At 40.3% G+C, this 18,313-nt stretch carries 13 protein-coding genes; all 13 read right to left on the reverse strand.

Translation table 11 applies throughout. From position 1 onward, the window contains the following. Window positions 1-12: 12 nt before the first annotated feature. Window positions 13-1,026 (reverse strand): dipeptide epimerase, encoded by a 1,014-nt coding sequence (locus tag C8P64_RS04890; RefSeq protein WP_108170903.1) that lies wholly within the window; start codon window positions 1,024-1,026, stop codon window positions 13-15. Window positions 1,027-1,083: 57 nt separating this feature from the next. Next, a complete protein-coding gene (locus C8P64_RS04895) occupies window positions 1,084-2,532 on the reverse strand; it encodes a sodium:solute symporter (RefSeq protein WP_108170904.1) in 1,449 nt (482 codons plus the stop codon). 4 nt (window positions 2,533-2,536) lie between these two features. Then, window positions 2,537-4,168: a glycoside hydrolase family 10-like protein gene (locus C8P64_RS04900; RefSeq protein WP_108170905.1), complete on the reverse strand. Its 1,632-nt coding sequence runs from the start codon at window positions 4,166-4,168 to the stop codon at window positions 2,537-2,539. A 13-nt stretch (window positions 4,169-4,181) separates the two neighbouring features. After that, a complete protein-coding gene (locus C8P64_RS04905) occupies window positions 4,182-5,315 on the reverse strand; it encodes a glycoside hydrolase family 18 protein (RefSeq protein WP_211307591.1) in 1,134 nt (377 codons plus the stop codon). Window positions 5,316-5,394: 79 nt separating this feature from the next. Further along, complete coding sequence (locus tag C8P64_RS04910) at window positions 5,395-7,098, reverse strand: SusD/RagB family nutrient-binding outer membrane lipoprotein (protein ID WP_108170906.1); 1,704 nt, start codon at window positions 7,096-7,098, stop codon at window positions 5,395-5,397. 9 nt (window positions 7,099-7,107) lie between these two features. Further along, window positions 7,108-10,191, reverse strand: a complete 3,084-nt coding sequence (locus C8P64_RS04915; RefSeq protein ID WP_108170907.1) for a SusC/RagA family TonB-linked outer membrane protein — start codon at window positions 10,189-10,191, stop codon at window positions 7,108-7,110. Between the two features lie 322 nt (window positions 10,192-10,513). After that, window positions 10,514-11,623, reverse strand: a complete 1,110-nt coding sequence (locus tag C8P64_RS04920; protein ID WP_108170908.1) for a glycoside hydrolase family protein — start codon at window positions 11,621-11,623, stop codon at window positions 10,514-10,516. 10 nt (window positions 11,624-11,633) lie between these two features. Continuing rightward, on the reverse strand, window positions 11,634-12,689 hold the full coding sequence (locus C8P64_RS04925; RefSeq protein WP_108170909.1) for a carbohydrate-binding family 9-like protein: 1,056 nt from the start codon (window positions 12,687-12,689) through the stop codon (window positions 11,634-11,636). A 62-nt stretch (window positions 12,690-12,751) separates the two neighbouring features. Further along, window positions 12,752-13,573 carry an N-acetylmuramic acid 6-phosphate etherase gene (murQ, locus tag C8P64_RS04930; RefSeq protein ID WP_108170910.1) on the reverse strand — a complete coding sequence of 274 codons (822 nt, stop codon included), beginning with the start codon at window positions 13,571-13,573 and terminating at the stop codon, window positions 12,752-12,754. A 4-nt stretch (window positions 13,574-13,577) separates the two neighbouring features. Further along, window positions 13,578-15,170, reverse strand: a complete 1,593-nt coding sequence (locus C8P64_RS04935; protein ID WP_108170911.1) for a beta-N-acetylhexosaminidase — start codon at window positions 15,168-15,170, stop codon at window positions 13,578-13,580. 26 nt (window positions 15,171-15,196) lie between these two features. Beyond that, window positions 15,197-15,961, reverse strand: coding sequence for a creatininase family protein (locus C8P64_RS04940; RefSeq protein WP_108170912.1), 765 nt, complete (start codon window positions 15,959-15,961; stop codon window positions 15,197-15,199). Then, the gene (locus C8P64_RS04945; protein ID WP_108170913.1) at window positions 15,958-17,250 is read right to left on the reverse strand and encodes a sugar MFS transporter; all 1,293 of its coding nucleotides are present in this window, start codon (window positions 17,248-17,250) and stop codon (window positions 15,958-15,960) included. The genes C8P64_RS04940 and C8P64_RS04945 overlap by 4 nt, the downstream gene beginning before the upstream one ends. Window positions 17,251-17,293: 43 nt before the next feature. Beyond that, window positions 17,294-18,154, reverse strand: a complete 861-nt coding sequence (locus C8P64_RS04950) for an ROK family protein (RefSeq protein WP_108170914.1) — start codon at window positions 18,152-18,154, stop codon at window positions 17,294-17,296. Between the last annotated feature and the right edge of the window lie 159 nt (window positions 18,155-18,313).

Here is an 18,313-nt window from a genome sequence, read left to right on the forward strand (position 1 = left end):
TATTTGTCATAACTAGTTCAATAATTGGGCTCCGGTACCATTCCGGTCTGGAAAATGCACCTTTTCATCATAGATCTTCACTCCGTCTGCGATATCATTTTTCAGCAACATAGGTCCGTCCATATCCACATAATCTAAAAGTGGAGCAAGCTGGGCGATCGCAGAAATTCCGATAGTAGACTCGGTCATACAACCAACCATCACCTTCATGCCAAGTTCTCTTGCTTTATAGATCATCCTTTTTCCAGGAGTAACTCCAGCGCATTTGGTGAGCTTAACGTTCACCCCATGGAAATAAGGCTTACATTTTTCAACATCGCTTTCAATAATACAACTTTCATCAGCAATTAATGGCAACCGGGATTTTTTATAAAGTACCTCCATCCCCTGGATATCTTCCGGATGCAACGGCTGCTCAATAAATTCCACATTTAGATCCTTAAATGCCTCTATATTCTCTAAGGCCTGCTCTACATTCCAGGCGGCATTGGCATCTACCCTGAAAACTGCATCACTATGCTTTCTAAGTTCCTGGATGATCTTTACATCTTCATTAGTGCCCAGTTTGATCTTATATAACGGCCAGGGAAATTCCTGCATTTTACGCAGCATATTTTCTACGGAATCTATCCCAATGGTATAATTAGTAAGTGGAATATCTTCCGGATCCAAACCCCACAATTCATATAAAGGCTTGTGATTGCGTTTCCCATGAAGATCATGGATCGCCATATCCAAAGCACATTGCGCAAAAGGATTATCTTTTAAATGCGGAAAGGTAAGTTCCCATATCTCTTCAGGGAGTAGATGAATGTTTTCTTTTAGAATTGGCTCTACAGATCTGATGGATGCGATCATTTTCTCAATGGTCACACCATAATATACCGTAGCCGCGGCTTCCCCGTAACCAGTGTAACCGGAATCTGTGATCTTAACAATTAGCGTAGGCTGAAAATCCCGCGAACCATGGCTTATGGTGAAGGTATTCTTCAATTCAAGATCGAATGATTTATATTCTATTTCCATCTGAAATTATTCTATTAGCCTGAAAGATCTTCTAATATCCTGATCCTAAAACCTTATTTAAAGATAACCAGGCTTTTTGTTATACAGAAGCCATAAACCCAGAAATGTGATCGCAGCATTCACCAGTAAGATCTCGAAACCGAACTGATAACCATTGAACCATTGTTCAGAATTAAAATCCAGGATCACCGAAATGATCGGTGCTAACACACAAACCAGGGGCACCAGTTTATCTTTTACCGCGCGCTTGGTCATAAGACCAAAGGCAAAAAGACCCAGTAAAGGCCCGTACGTAAAACCAGCCACTTTAAAGACCGCGCTTACTACGCTGGAATCATTAAGACTATTAAAAATGATGATCACCAGGAACATTAAAAATGTAAAGCCTATATGCACCCATAATCGAGTTCTTTTCTGATGCGTCTTTTTATTAGACAGGTCCAGGATATCCACGCAAAAGGAAGTTGTTAAGGCTGTTAAGGCAGAATCTGCACTGGAAAATGCCGCTGCAATAATACCAAGTAGGAAAACGACACCGGCCAGTATGCCGAAGTGATTTAATGCCAGTAAAGGATAAAGGTCATCGCTTCTTTCTGGAATGGTGATCTGTTGATCTATGGCGAATTTATATAACAGGACTCCTAGCGCCAGGAATAAGGTGGTAGAAACAAAAAAGGTAATAGAAAACCAGAAGATATTCTTCTGCGCATCCTTCTGATTCTTACAGGTGAGATTCTTCTGCATTACATTCTGATCCAGCCCGTTCATGGCGATGGTAATGAAAATTCCGGCCAGAAAGGTCTTATAGAAATTCCTGTCTGAGCGCCAGTCCCAGTCAAATATTGTAGACATTTTACTTTCAGAAACCGTGGTGATCAATTCAGAAAAACCAAGTTCCATCTGATCTGAGATCATCACGATACTTATAATAACCGCCAACAATAGAAAAGTGGTTTGTAAAGTATCTGTCCATACGATAGTTTTTATTCCACCGCGGAAAGTATACAGCCATATTAGAAGAATGGTAACCAAAACAGTGACGAAAAATGGAATTCCAAAAGCATCAAAAAAGGCGATCTGTAGCACTACCGCCGCCAGGAATAACCTGAAAGACGCGCCAATAGTTTGCGAAATAAGGAAGAAAACGGAACCGGTATAATAAGACCTTTGGCCAAATCTATCCTTTAAATATTCGTAAATAGAAACCAGCCTTAATTTGTAAAAAAGCGGAATGAGAATAAAAGCAATTACTGCATAACCCACCATATTCCCCATTACAAATTGCAGGTAGGTCCAGTTAGAATTTCCAACCTCCCCGGGAACAGAAATAAAAGTTACCCCAGAAAGCGATGCTCCAACCATACCATATGCCACCAGGAACCAGGGAGATTGCCTGTTCGCGGTGAAAAAGGTGTCATTATCTGCTTTTCTGGAGGTGAAATGACTTATCCCCAGCAACACGATGAAATAAACGGCTATAACGCCGAAGACAAGTAATGGGGTCATTTACTTAATTTTTTAATATTATTTCTTTAAAATCGCTTTGATTACCTAAGCGGTCCACTGCAGTAATACCAATCTTTTCCATAGCTCTCTTCTTCTCTCCTACAATATTCTGAAGACTGAAAGCTGTGGTATTTCCATCTAATATTTTATAATCCCAATTCCCCTGTTCATATTTGAACCATAACACATATTTAAAGATATCAGCGGGATTATTAACCTCCCAATTCATAAGAAGCCTGTCCTTTTCTATAGTAGCATTCAACTGTGGAACTTCCGGCGCGTTATCATCAAGCCACGGACTTGGAGGAACCAGCGCTTTTTTGCGATAAGGACCTTCCAGCAAACCTTTAGCAAGCATTTCAGATTTCATAAGTGGGCCAATGCTCCAATGCACTGTTCCCTTACTTTCTGGCAGCATTCCCCTGGTGATCATGATCTGGTTGATGGTTTCATCAACATTTTTCTCATCGCCTCCCATACCTACATTTATTCCAGGCCAAAGATGCCTGTTCTTGGTATTTTCAGATTCCCACCATCCTAATAATTCAGGAAAGCTCTGCCCATATTGATTTATCTGCCAGTATAACTGCGGAGTAAAATAATCTATCCATCCTTCATTAAGCCAGAGTTTGGCATCGGCATATAGTTTATCATACTGGTCATATCCAACCACAGATTGAGGATATCCAGGTCTCCAGATCCCAAACGGACTTAAACCAAACTTGACATAAGGTTTTTCAGCCTTTATTTCATCATAGATCCTTTTAATGAATTTGTTCACATGGTCTCTTCTCCAGTCTGCCCTGGAAAGCTTTCCATTGGAGTTTTGATAGGCCAAAAAGGTTTTATCATCAGGGAAATCCTTGCCATCGTTGTAAGAATCATAAGGATAGAAGTAATCGTCGAAATGAACTCCGTCTATATCATAGCGTTCCACGATATCCATGACCACCGCCGCAGAATGATCCTGAGTTTCCTGTTTCGCAGGATCCAGCCACCACATTCCATTGGCCAGTTTTACGGCTAGTTCAGGTTTTTTCTTGATAATAGAAGTCTCTGTGATCTCACCTCCTGTTGTATGGTGAGCACGATATGGATTCAACCAAACATGTAATTCCAGCCCTCTTTTATGAGCTTCATTGATCCAGAAATCTAAAGGATCATAATAAGGCTCGGGAGCTTTGCCTTGTGTGCCGGTAAGGAAATAAGACCATGGTTCCAGCTCGCTTTTATATAGAGCATCTGCCTGTGGTCTCACCTGGAAAATCACCGCGTTGAAATTATGAGATTGTAGAAAATCTAGAAGCTTTATCGCCTCCTGTTGCTGCTGATAGGTGGACAGTCCTCCTTTACTGGGCCAGTTGATATTGGCCACGGTCGCCACCCAGGCCGCCCTGAATTCCTCGATATTTAAGGGAGGCTGTTTTCTCTCCTTTTTGGCAATTACCACCTCCTCTTTGGGAGTTTCCACCGGTATTTCTTTTGCAACTTCTTCAGGGGTTTCTTTTACCTCCCCTGGTTTTTGCTCTACCACCTCGGGCGTTTCAGGTTTGGAAGGCACTGTTGGCTGTTTAGACTTACAACCATAAACTAAAAAGGCTACTACCAATAATAGGATTCCAGATCTCTTAATCATTTAGGGGCAACTATTAATTTTTAGAATTATTTACTTCAGCACTTATAACTTCCAGCAGTCCTTCAGGCTTATCGCCAGATAACTGCCAGAACATGATCCCTCCCAAATTATTTTTTAAAGCATAACTGGTTTTTTTCGAAACAGAAAGGGAATCGTCATAGGTAATGAAAATGCCATTTTCGGCGTTGTAAATATATGGAGCCTGTGCTTCCGAATCCCAGAAATATTCAAATCCTGCTGAACTTTTTATATAAGCATCAAGATCCTTGTAAAGTATGGCTTCCTTGAATCTACCAGGTTGATTTAATCCGTTTGAAGCATCTTTTACCTGCTCAAAAACCCGGGCATAAAAAGCAGCTCCTATTACAATTTTATCTTTAGAGACACCTACTGAATCAAGGTATTGAATAGCTTCGTCTGCAGACCTGTTTTGTTCTTTGGTGGAAAGTAAAGCGGTATGGTGCCCTGTACTTGTACTACCGCCGCCAACCATATCGTAGCTCATTAGATTTACATGATCTACCATAGGCATTACCTTACTCCATTCAATAGAATTCTCGAGGTACTTCCTGAAGCCACCAGCAGCGAAACTAATTACATAATCGGGTCCCAGAATATCCCTGAGTTCTTTAACCAATAAGGTGAAATTCTGCCTGTCTTCAGGTTGAAAAAGATGACCCTGATAACCTGATATGGCGGGATATTCCCAGTCCAGGTCTATCCCATCCAGATCGTTCTCCAAAAGAATCTCCTTAACAGAAACTGCAAATTCCTTTCGTCCTTTTTCGGTAGAGAACACCTCGGAACAGGTTTCGCATCCACCCCAGCCACCAAGGGCAACCAGCACTTTTAAATCAGAATTTATTTCTTTTTGAGAGACGAGATATTTTAAATATTTCGCGTCTTTTTCTAATACGGCCAGCCTGTTTTCATTTAAATGAAGAAAACTGTAAATGATCTGGTCCAGCTGCTTGATTTTATTCGGAGCTATTTCTTTATCAGAACCCGTCCAGTAAGCAATGACCTTAAAGTCATCTTGCTGTTGAATATCTGGAGTTTCTTCTTTCATTTCCTTTCCAGAACTCCTGTTAATACAGGAGCTAAGAACTAAAACAAATCCTATTAAAATAAACGGAATTCTTCTCATGGGATTCAAGTTTTAAACCTAAAAAAAAAAGATCGCCAAATATTATTTTGACGACCTTCTTCAATAATCCAAATTTAAATTAATTACCGGCAGACCACCATAGGTCGGTTCCCTGCTCATCGGGACCCTGTACCTGTACAGCTGCTTCCAGGTTGGCTCCATTGGTATTATACTCAATGTTACCATATCTCATTCTTTGTGGATATTCACCGTTCAAAGTACCGGCCGAGTAGATATCATAATCTGATACCCCATTTGCCAGTTCTTTTGGGTAACCTGTATCACGAACAATAGCCCATGCTTCGAATCCATCTGTATAAGCTGCTATCCATCTCTGGACCGCGATCTTTTCAATATTCTCTTCCATGCTTCCATCTAATTGTGCCATTGGCTCGTTAGCAAGGAATTCTGAAATAGCTCCTTCATCTACATTCCATTGTAACATAGACTGTCTTATACCCTCCTGGTAAAGTGCCTGTGCATCTCCAGAACCAAGTCCTTTAACGGCAGCTTCAGCCTGTAAAAAGTTTCCTTCTGCCGCAGTCATTACCACTTCAGGAGCAATTGGAGCACCACTGTTCTTAGGGTTGATAACCAATTCAGCAGGAGCTGAGAATAATTCATATTTCACATGAGGATAAATATCTCCATTCAGCCTGGTTGGCTGTCCTACATAGTAAGTTCCATCGGCTACAGAAATGGTAAACTCATCATCTGACCCTGTTCTGGTATATTCAACACCAGCATTATCAAGTTCGCCAAGAATGAATTCCACATATTTATCGAACAAACCTACGCCATTGCCTTCTGAAGGACGGGTGAAAGTAACATCACCTCCAATAATTGGCTGGGCGTAGTGTGGCAGTCTAGGGTCGTTGTTATCGCGAAGGTAATCTACAAGGGTCTTACCTACTTTCCACTTAGATCCAAGTCCACCGAAGTTATGCCAGATATCTCCATAAGCGGCATTTCCAAACTGATCGATTTCAGTATCTTTTTCCATTAAGGCATTTTCGTCTGAATTAGCCAGTAAAGGAGCCTGTAAAGCCTCACTGATCGCAGCCGTAGCAAAATCTGCTCCAGATGCACCCTGAGCTCTTAAAGCCATACGTAACTTAAGAGTATTGGCTAGTTTTTTCCATTTTTGAAGATCTCCGTTGAAGAAAAGATCATTTTCTGCAAGGAATTCAAGACCTTCTCCGGTAACAGTTGATTCACCTATAATATTCATGGCTTCATCCAGTTGGGTAATTACCCCCTGATAGATCTCTGCCTGAGTATCGAATTTTGGAGTGATGATATCTGGATTTGATGCCTCGGTATAAGGAACCATTCCAAAGGTATCTGTGTACATCTGGTAGTAAAGACCCTTCATGATCAAACCAATAGCATAGAATTTATCATTCTCAAGTTCTCCTCCTGGTCTTACAAAATTCTGATAAGTACTGAATTTCCCTAAATAACCAGACATCCAGTCGTAAGCTGCATCTGTGTACCCAACGCTGTAGCTATAAGCTAAGCCATCGGTCCACCAGCAACCGTTGTACCCAAAGGTAAACTGACCGGCGAAACGATCTGCATGGATCAATTGTGCTCTCCAGTAAGGAAATCTATTAGGAGCATAAAGTTCTATCTGCAATCCGGTTAGAAAATATTTCGCGCTTACCTCTTCAGAAGTAAAAGCATCCGGTTTGGTATTTATTTCTTCGAAGTCTGAACAACCTGATATCAAAAAGACCAAAAGTAGCAGGCTTCGGCTGACGATTTTTAATATTCCTTTCATAATACTTTTTTAAAATTTAATATTCACATTCAGTCCAAAACTTCTAAGAGTTGGCGCGTTATTCAGGGAAATACCCTGTCCAGAAAGTCCTGTCCCGATAGAAGAATCAGGATCAACATCTTCTGCATCCTTGTGGAAGAAGAATAAATTTCTTCCTATTAAACCTATAGAAGCCTGGTTTAATCCTATTCCGTCAATAACATTAGAAGGCAACCTATAATTTAAGGCAAATTCTCTTAATCTCACATTTGTTTGGTCATAAATGTAGTTCGAGGTAATTCCAGAATAACCTCCCCAGTATTCCTGACCAGTGATCTCAGCGGTGTTTTGCTGTCCTGTTTCTTCGTTGATCGCGTCTACCACAACACCACCATCTCTGTATTGTAGTGTTCTTTCTGAAACTCCGGCTCCGTCCAGGTATGATGAAGTAGCAGAGTAAATTTCTCCACCAAATCTTCCATCTATCAAGAACCTAAGGCTCCAGTTATTATAAGTAAATGTGTTAGAGAAACCACCAATCCAGTCTGGCTGAGCGTTTCCAAGCTTTTCAACTTCTCCTGCCAAAGGCAGACCTTCAGCATTTACAAGTCTTTCTCCATTTTCATTGGTCTTCCAGGTAGTACCGTAAAGATCTCCAATTCCGCCACCTACACTGGCTCTTACAGAAAAGCTTCCCAGAGAGTTTAGTGGTAAGGACTCTAAACCATCGATAAGGGCAACCAGCTCATTATCGTTCTTAGAGAAATTCAAAGAAGTTTCCCATTTGAAGCTTTCAGTTCGAATAGGTGTACCACCAATAACTGCTTCAAAACCGTTATTCTTAACCTCCCCAACATTTTCCTTGAAGAAGCTGAAACCAGTTCCTGGAGGAACAGGTACATTATAGATCATATCTGTTGTTCTAATAGAGTAGACAGAGAAATCTCCGAAGAACCTATTGTCGAACATATTGAATTCAATACCGAATTCTGAAGACTGTACACTTTCAGGTTTAAGATCTGGATTAAGTCTTACCTCTGGTCCATTTAGCACGGTCAAACCAAGATAACCTTGTGTAGGAACGCTGAAGGTCTGGAATAACTGGTAAGGATCTGTATCGTTACCAACATCTGCCCAGCTTCCTCTTAATTTCAACATGTTCAGGAAGTCCTTGTCTGGATCTATAAAACGATCTACAAGTAAAGACAAACTCGCTGATGGATAGAAATAAGAACGGTTATCTTCTGCTAAGGTTGAAGACCAGTCGTTTCTTCCAGTTAGATCCAGGTATAAGAAGTCATCATAAGAAAAGCTAAGCTGCCCGTATAAAGAGTTCACTTTCTTTATCTGAAGCGGGTTGTGACTGCTCGTCTGAATATTAGTATTGCTTAAAAATACTCTTGAAGGTAAACGGAAATCCTGACCTCTTACGATCACTCCTTCAGAAGTTCTTTTGGATAAACTTCCCCCTACATTGGCAACAAGATTTAATTTTTCAGAAAGATCCTTGTTGGCTGAGAAAAGGAAATCACCATTCAGTTCTGTATTTTTGAATGTTCCGTAGTTAAGTCTACCGGTATAGAAGAAATGGTGTCCATAATTTTGAACATACTCTGTTCTGGAATTTGTAACATCCCCTCCTACTCTGGCAAATAAAGATAGCCAGTCATTGAATTCGTAAGTAAGTTTAGTGAACCCGAGGAACCTGTCTCTTCTTTCATCGTTCATATCCTCATTCAGCATCCAGTATGGGTTACCAATACTTTTATTCTGTCCTGCATAGCTAATTGCCGCATACTCATCGCCAAACATTGATGAATCTTCCCATAAAGAAGGCTTGTATTTCTTAAGATCATCTATTCTTACGTTTCTAGGCATTCTGTATACAAAGGCCAAAACCCCTTCTGTACCAAGGTTTACCCTGTTATCGATATCCTGAGTAAAATAAGTTGCCTTACTATCTATATGAAATTTATCTGAAAGGTCTATTAGGGCTCTCAGGTTGAAGTTGTGGCTTTGCAGATCTGAATTTGGAAGTACTGCACTTGTAGAGTTATTGGTATATGAGAAACGCGTACTGAAGTTTTCTCCTCCTTTATCTATAGCAAAAGTGTTGATCGCCTGTAAACCGGTTTCGAAGAAATCTTCTACGTTATTTGGTTGAGCAGTATAAGGTCTGTCTTCCCCTGTGTAATACAACTGGCTTGATCCGTCAAATCTGGGACCCCAGGAAGAACCTCCAAAATTTTCCAGATCGGCGTAAAAAGCTCCGTTATTTCCCTGTCCATACTCATTCTGAAAATCTGGAAGGAACATTGGGTTTTCGAAGGTAACGTTAGAGTTGAAAGAAATACCAAGACCTCTTCCCATTTTACCTTTCTTAGTAGTTATAAGGATAACCCCACTTGCAGCACGAGAACCATAAAGAGCGGCTGCGTTAGGTCCTTTTAGAACCGAAATAGATTCTATGTCTGAAGGGTTAATATCGGTGATCCCTCCTCCAGTTACTGTACTGTTAAAGATACTTCCACCTGTTTCGTTACCTGAAGCATCGATCGGGATACCATCAACCACGATCAAAGCCTGGTTGTTACCGGTTAGGGTATTGTTACCACGAATGGTGATCCTTGAACCGGATCCAACCCCGCTTGACTGATTCACCACCAGCCCGGGCACCTTACCAACAAGGGAGTTAGCCACGTTATAATCCTTGACCTCATTTACCTCTTCAGATTGCAGTTCGGTTACCGCGTATCCCAGCGATTTTTTCTCCCTGGTTAATCCAAGGGAAGTAACAACCACTTCATCCAGTGCTTCTGCATCTACAGACATGACAACATCTAAGGTAGATTTTCCTTCAAGAGGAATATCCTGCTTCCCATAACCTATCATAGAAAATGTAAGGGTCGCATTTGGAGAAGCCTCGATAGTATAGTTACCATCAAAATCTGTTGTTGTACCATTGTTGGTTCCTTTTTCAACAATAGTTACACCCATGAGGGGCATACCTGTTTCCCCGTCAATAACGTTTCCCGTTACGACCTGTTCCTGGGCAACGATGCTTTGAAAGAAGAAAAACATCGCAGCCAACATGCAAGGTAATTTTTTGACCATTGGTTCTTAGTTTTAGTGATTAAATCTGAGCGATCTACTCCGCTCTAAAGTTTAAACAGACAGTTAAATTTTGTTAATAGTTAAAGCTAATATTTTAAGATTAAAATACAACTGTAGCATCTAATATATAAAATAGCTAAGTAAATGTAAAAAATTCTATTGATTTGAACAGACTTTTTTAATTTTTTTAAATAACTAATATTAGATATATAAAATTATAATTTTAAAATAATTGAATCGTTTAAGAGATGTCCTTGAGAAACCTAAAGATTTAAGTTTCCTTAACATTTAAAAATGAATTGATAATTAATGCCCTATTAGATCATTGTGCATTTTTGATCACCTGAAGATGTTCGGGTTTTAGAGCCCCTCCATCAAAGAATGAAATTCCTTTGGCTCCATTCTCCCTGGCCTGTTTTATAGCCTCCTGTAGCTCTGGTCCAGACATTGCCGGTACAAAGACACCGGTATGAAGTTCTGTATCCTTTTCTTCAAGATCACTTACTCCCTGTCTAGTTGCAAAACCTATCCAATCGAGTTCTTCGTTATAGAAATTATGATAGATCATTGGTAATACCACGTCAATATCCCATTTATCCCATCGCTGTCTAACCATATGATCTGCCATTTCGGGATAAGGAAAAACAGCTGCCGTTAAGATCTTGCCATTATCATGCACTATTTTATAGGAGTCGTCCACAACCTCCTTGATCTTATTCAACCGGAATTGTTTCCATTCTATATCCAGGGCAGGATTTTCCATTTCTCTTGGATCCTTGTGATGCATCTTTTCAAATTCTGAAACGCATACATCACAATAACAGAAATCGAACTGTGGCAATTCTTCTTCCTGTTCCAGATCATATTTAGGTAAAAGACCTATTGGAAGAAAAATATCGGGTAATCTTATATAATCCAGGTGAACACTGGCTACTCCTTCAACTTTAGAAAGTCCTTCTACCAGTCCTAGAACATGGTTACGGGATTCTTCTCTGGTCGGACATAACCACTGATAATAATCTACGTAAGGCCTGTTATCGAAGGTAGATTTCCCATCCCTGCTTACGGCATACCAGTCTGGATGCTGCAGGGCTACACTATCACCTGGACGGTTCATAGCCATGATCCAGGCATGTACCTCAAGACCTTCCTTTCTGGCCAAAGGAGCGACCCGGGCAAGCAATTCCGGATCTGTATTCGTATTGATCAAAACCGCGTCTATACCGTTCTCACTATATTTTTTATACTCGGCCGTATAAGAGGAATCTGCTCTTTCATTATTAGCGCCAGTCCAGACCCAATATTTAAAATCGCTTTTTCCAGACTCTTTTTTGGAAGCCAGGGCTGTGTTTTCGTTTTCCTTTTCAGGATTATCTGCGCAGGCAGTAAGTACTAGTGTAAAAACTAGAAGTAGAAGTTGAGAAAATTTCATAATGTGGAGTTTAGATTTCTAAAAATTTACCGTCTTCGGTTATGATATAAGACTTTCCGGTAACCGGACTTTTTACTGAAATATTCCACCCAGAAAGGTGATTTTGCAATTCAGCCTCAACTGCTTCTCCCTGCATCATCAAATTATCGGCCTTAATATTTTTAAGGTCTTGGGCCCAATCGCCATTTTCACTTTTATATGCCTTTTGCTTTCTATAGAGATCAAATAACCACCACCTGATCTTTTCGTCTTCAGGAATTTCAAATTCAATTTTATTTCCAGGGCTTTCAGAAGAAAAGAACACATAGCCCCAGTGTTCCGGTTCATGCATATTTATGACCCTCTGTGGAGACCATACCCAGTTATACTCCGGCAGGAAATTACCTTTCTCATCTTTTTTTCTGGAATAGGTTTGGTCACTGAGCTCATAATCCCAGTTGACCCGGGAAAAATTGATCCGCCAGAATTTATCTTTATGCCCGTTTCCATGAATATTGGCTTCTTCCAGAACATCCCAGGGAATGGCAACTTCCACGCTCCAGAATTTATCCTCATCTGAAGCATCATTTAGAGAACCTTCAATATGTACCGCAGACAAAAGACCATTAATATCCCAGTTATCTATGATTGGCGACGGTTCCCGGTAAGGTTTCACAATAAAAAGATCCCATACGGTATTCAAGGCATTCATCTCGAATTCCATATAATTATGGGAATCCCCATCTGGATCTATAAAAATTTCGAAGTCGTTATTATAGAAAATTACCGTGTCCCTTTGTTTTAAGGTCGCCCAGATATGTGGTTCCTCCATTTTTGCATAGAAATACAGATAGTTATCATCCCAAATCATTTTTACATTGGTCTTATACTTTGGAGTTTTTATGCCTTCTATATCTATAAAATCCTGGCTGAACTCTGCACTTTTCCATGAGGATTCATCTGCAATTCCATCAACCTTGATGGCTTCAGTAGTTCGATAAGCAACATAACTTCTATGTTTATTTTGAGAATGCAGAACAGTTCCTGAAAAAATTATTCCGAAGACAATCAAAAAACATTTGTTCATATTAAGCTGCTATTATTGGACTATAGTTTATGCGAACTCAGCTAGCTAAACACCAACCAGGATCATTTTCTTTTTTGATGATTTAAAAGTACAGCGCGCACACTGCCGAATTCTTTTAAAAGTTTGCCGGCTTCTTCCTCGCCAACTTCCAGTTCTTCCATGATCATTCTAATTCCACGGCCTACAAGCTTATCATTGGAAAGCTGCATATCTACCATTTTATTACCCTTCACTCTTCCCAGTTTTATCATTACTGAAGTAGAGATCATATTCAGAACAAGCTTTTGGGCAGTACCGGCCTTCATCCGGGTACTTCCGGTAACGAATTCGGGACCCGTAACTACCTGAATAGGATATTCTGAAGCTTCTGCCAAAGGACTCCCTGAACTACAGGTAACACAACCGGTGATAATTCCATTTTTCCGCGCTTCTTTAATTCCGCCAATTACGTAAGGAGTAGTTCCCGACGCGGCTATTCCCACAAGCACATCTTTATCTGAAATATCATATTCCTGAAGGTCTTTCCAGGCCTGTTTCGTATCGTCTTCCGCGTTTTCCACGGCATTTCTAAGGGCGGTATCCCCGCCGGCAATAAGACCTATCACGATGCCTGGACTCACCCCAAATGTTGGCGGACATTCAGATGCGTCCAGCACTCCCAGTCTTCCACTGGTGCCGGCACCTATGTAAAACAATCTGCCGCCAGACTCGATCTTAGGGACGATCACGTCTACCAGTTTTTCGATAGAAACGATCTCCTTTTTTACATTTCCGGCGATGGTTTGATCTTCTTTATTGATATTCGAAAGTATTTCCAGGGTGTTCATCTTTTCCAGATGATCATAATTGGAAGCTTTTTCGGTATCAGGACTTTTCTTGCTCATTTTTTTATTTTTTCGAAAGCTTTTCAGAAAACACTCCTTTTTCTCTCGTAGTTTCCCAATCCACTTCCGGACTTTTAAAATATTCTATTCCCAGGTTATCTAATCTTTCTCCATGCTTGGCCAGCCTTTCCGAGAAATCTTTAAAATCTCTGTTAGATGATCTGGTCCAGCCAACTTCAGCCACGGCAATACTTCTTGGCCATAAACGATCATCTGCACGATCGTCACTTATCACGAGTTCACTCCATACCGGAGCTTCAATACCAATCACTCGTTCATCATCGGTGCTATAGCTATAAACTATTTCCAGGGGAAGACCTTCTTTTCTACACCATTTATAGGTATTCTCCTGGTCGGTAATATTTCCGTGATCCAGATAGAAAAATTTACAGAATGAATCTATGATCTTCTGCCCTTCAGCAATATTGGTTTCTCCATTCCAACGCTGAACTATAAAATTATCACTAAGATCTGCCTTCGCACTCTCTTCCCAGCCAATAGCCGTCTTATCGTATTTACGAACAATGGCATCGGCTTTTTGAATAAACTCTTCGTATAAAGGATCTTCGATCTCATCTCCTCCTATATGTATCCAATTTCCGGTAGTGATTTCAGCTAATTCCTTAACCACGGCATCTACGAAATCATAGGTTGAAGCATCTTCCAGGCAAAGTCTCGTCCAGCCTACATTATATCCGTCATAAAGGTCTGGCGGTAAAGCCCGCTGAGGTTCTATATTTTCATTTTTCTCACAATTAAGCTCTGGATAAGATACTAAAGCGGCATAAACATGTCCAGGCATATCGATCTCGGGAATAATCACAATATTTCGTTTTGCTGCATATTCCTGTAGGTCTTTATATTCCTGCTGGGTCAAATAACCAGATCTGCCATTCTTAACCGCGCTCTTCCCTCCTATTTCAGTAAGTTTTGGATAGCCCTTGATCTCTATTCTCCAACCCTGGTCATCGCTCAAATGCAAGTGAAGCCGATTCAATTTATAAAGGGCCATTCTGTCGATATGCTTTTTGATATATTCTTTGGAAAGAAAACTCCTGGCGATATCCAGCATACTGCCTCTCCAGGAATATTGTGGTTTATCTGTGATCTCTACATGTTTTAGTTTGACCTCAGAAGAAACCTTCCCGGTTTCGATCTCTGCAGGAAAGAATTGTCTTAAAGTCTGTATCCCGTAGAACATTCCTGCCTCGGTGGCACTTTGAATGCTTATCCCTGTATCGTCGATCTTAAGCTTGTATCCCTCCTCACCTAATTCATCTTTCAATTGTTCATCTATATCTAGTTTCCAGTTTCCGCAATCTTTAGCTTCGGTAGAATTTGATTTTTTACCGGCGGCATTTAGCAACTTTTCAACCCAATGGACAGAGTTAGCGCTGCTAGCATCATAACAAATAGTATTATTAACCGGAAGAATATAGAATTCTGTACCCCAAAAAATATTTTGAGGTGTAGGGATAATTGCAAGGAATTCAGAACCTATATTCTTAGCATCCGGTGTTTCTTGCATGCCAAAGGAAAGATTGAGCATTAGGATCAAACTGAAAACTGGCAGGTATTTTATTAGTATTGCTTTCATATGACGAGTTTTAATGACTGTCTATTTTATTTTTCGTATCTATTATCGATCTCAACCGCCGAAACCTCCAAGATTAGATTAGCCAGTTTTTGAGTGACCGCTTTAAAGAACTTTTCTCCTTTTTCGCTGGTAGCCTTGCGAGGATCACCAATCCCAGTATCTGCCGTTACCATAGACCATTGCCTCTCAGACCAGGCCCAGCCTTCTCGAATTCCGGTGATCCTGGATTTTTTTTCTTTCCCGTCCCCTGCTTCCTTAAGATCTGAAACTAGTTCAGGTTTAAGATGAAGCATCAGGCTGGTTTCCATTTCGTCGGCATGATCTCCTTTTTCTTCGAAAAATTGAGATTTATCTACCACATCAAAGAAGTTGGTAGCTATCAATAGCATTTTTGGATATTTCAGTCCTAATTCCCGTAATATTGGTTTAAAATTATTTCCTCCGTGACCGTTCAGCAAGATGAGTTTGTAAGTATTCTGACGGTTTAACACCTCGATAAGATCAGAGAGAATAGCAAGCTGGGTACTCGGATTCAAATTCATATCCATCGTGATATCTGCCTGACCGGTATTCACCCCAAAAGGAATATTAGGCAGAACCTTAAGTTTTACACCTTTATTCCAGGCTAATTTTCCGGCTTCCGCAGCAATCGCTTCGATTTGATAGTTATCTGTACCATATGGCAAATGGTAATTATGAGCTTCGGTAGCGCCCCAGGTGAGTATAGCTACCTCGGTCTTTTCTTCCTTGATGGATTTCCAGTTGCTTTCAGATAAGATATATGGTCTCATGATTTCCTGATTTTATAACCTGAAACAGCGAAGTAAAGAATGAATAAATAGCACGGGATCATTACCCAGTATGCATCCTGCGGATTCCAGTTCTCGGCCAATGCTCCATAGACCAATGGAATAATAGCTCCCCCGGCAATACCCATCACCAGTAAAGAGGAGGCTGCTTTGGTAAACCTACCAACATCTGCCAGGGCTAAAGGCCAGATCGCCGGCCACATCAAGGCGTTGGCCAGTCCTAATAGCGCTATAAAGGCAAGGGAGACATAACCACTGGTGAAAATAGCTAACAGAGAGAAAACAACTCCCAGAACTGCAGAGACCCTCAACGCATTTTCCTGTTTTATGAATTTTGGAATAGTAACAATTCCTATAATATATCCTACGACCATAGAAACCATGGTCCCGGTGGCGAAATATTTTGCAGTGGTAAGAGCGATTCCCTGGGAAGCGCCATAACTAATAATACTATCTGCGGCGATCACCTCTACTCCTACATATATGAATAAAGTGATCACTCCAAGAATAACATGAGGGAAATCGAAGACACTGTTTTTCCCTGCATTTGTAGATGAAAGGGTTTCATCCTCTTCATCTGTATCTACTTCAGGAAGGCTGGATTTATAAACCCAAAGAGCCAATAATAACAAAACCACAATGATCCCAATATAAGGTGGAATCACCCGAAGGGCCATTTCATTTAACTCGTTGATCCTTTCAGCAGAGGTAAGATTGGCAATTTCAGATTGCAATTCATCTGCTTTTTCAAGCTGTAAAAAGAAACCTATAAGAATTGGCGCGATAGCCCCGGCAAGCTTGTTACAGATTCCCATAATACTAATTCGCTTGGCAGCACTTTCCGCAGGGCCAACAATGGTCACATAAGGATTTGAAGCTGTTTGCAGGATCGCGAGTCCGCTTCCCATGATAAATAGACCGGTGAGGAACAGGAAATAGGTCCTGGTGATCGCGGCTGGAATAAATAACAAAGCTCCAAAAGCCATAATTACAAGCGCTACCGACATTCCTTTCTTAAAGCCCAGTCTGTTAAGCGTTTTAGTAGAAACGGGAGCCATCACCACATAGGCGATATAAAAAGCAAAGGTTACAAAAAAGGACTGGAACTTGGTAAGTTCACAGGCTATCTCCAGGTATGGGATGAGCAGGGAATTTAGCCAGGTAACAAATCCGAAAATGAAAAATAAGGCACCAATAATGATTATGGACCGGGTGGTATTTTCGGTAATATTCGAAGATTTAACTCCTTCTTTTGCGACTGAATTTGCCATAATAGCGTGAAATAGGATTTAAGGTAGGTTTGATTTATTTTTTCTAGTGCTTCTCTGCAATATTTTTCTCTTCGGAAATGATAAGAGCAGCAGCACCTAAAATAGCAATATTCTCTATATCTGATGTTTTTATGATCAATTGATCCAGGATTCTTTTAAATGGAAATTCGCTGACAGAATCATGCAATGATTTCTCGAAATATTTAAAGGAATTACTAACCGAACCACCAAGAAAAACAGCTTCAGGAGATAGTATGTAAAGCATCAGCTTAATTGCTTCACCCAGGTGTTTTCCATATTCTTCAAGGATCTGCAATGCTTTTTCTTCTCCTTTTTCAGCTAAACTGAAAACTTCACTTCCTTTAAGACCGTGTTCTACCCTAAAAAATTTCCCGCTGCAATAATCTTCTATGGTCTTATCTAAATATGGTATACTCCCTAATTCTCCTGCTCCTGAAAGGCTTCCGGAATAAAGCTTTTTATTGGCGATTATCCCAGTACCAAAGCCGGTGCCCATGGTAATTCCCACGAAGTTCCTGAAATTCTTTCCCTCACCGAAGGTCTTCACCCCTAGAGCAAAAATGTTAGCGTCATTGGTGATCTTCACAGGGACTTTGAAATGATCCTCGAGATACTTCTTTAGATGAACTTCTTTCCAGGATGCAATATTCAAAAGATCATAAACGATCCCATTTTCTTCATCGATAAGCCCGGGAACTCCAATTCCTATTCCTATATATTCGTGATCTCCTAAAGACTCAATGCCCTCGATAAGATTTCTCATGATATCTTCTTTAGATGATCCTGATAGCGTAGGAAACCTGGTCTCCTTCAAAAGCTTACCGTCCTCCACGATCCCAACCTGTATTTTTGTAGCACCTATATCTACACCTAATATTTTCATATTCTTTCGTAAATTAATGGTAGGTAATAATGAACGTGCCTTTTTAAAAATTACAAATCGGCAGTAACAAAGTATATATAATTTTTTATTTTAAACAAATACTTTTATAAAATTTTTATTAAAGTTATTAATTTTTGAAGATTATTCTTGTAACTGAAA

The organism is Christiangramia gaetbulicola, from assembly GCF_003054225.1.
Classification (GTDB): domain Bacteria; phylum Bacteroidota; class Bacteroidia; order Flavobacteriales; family Flavobacteriaceae; genus Christiangramia; species Christiangramia gaetbulicola.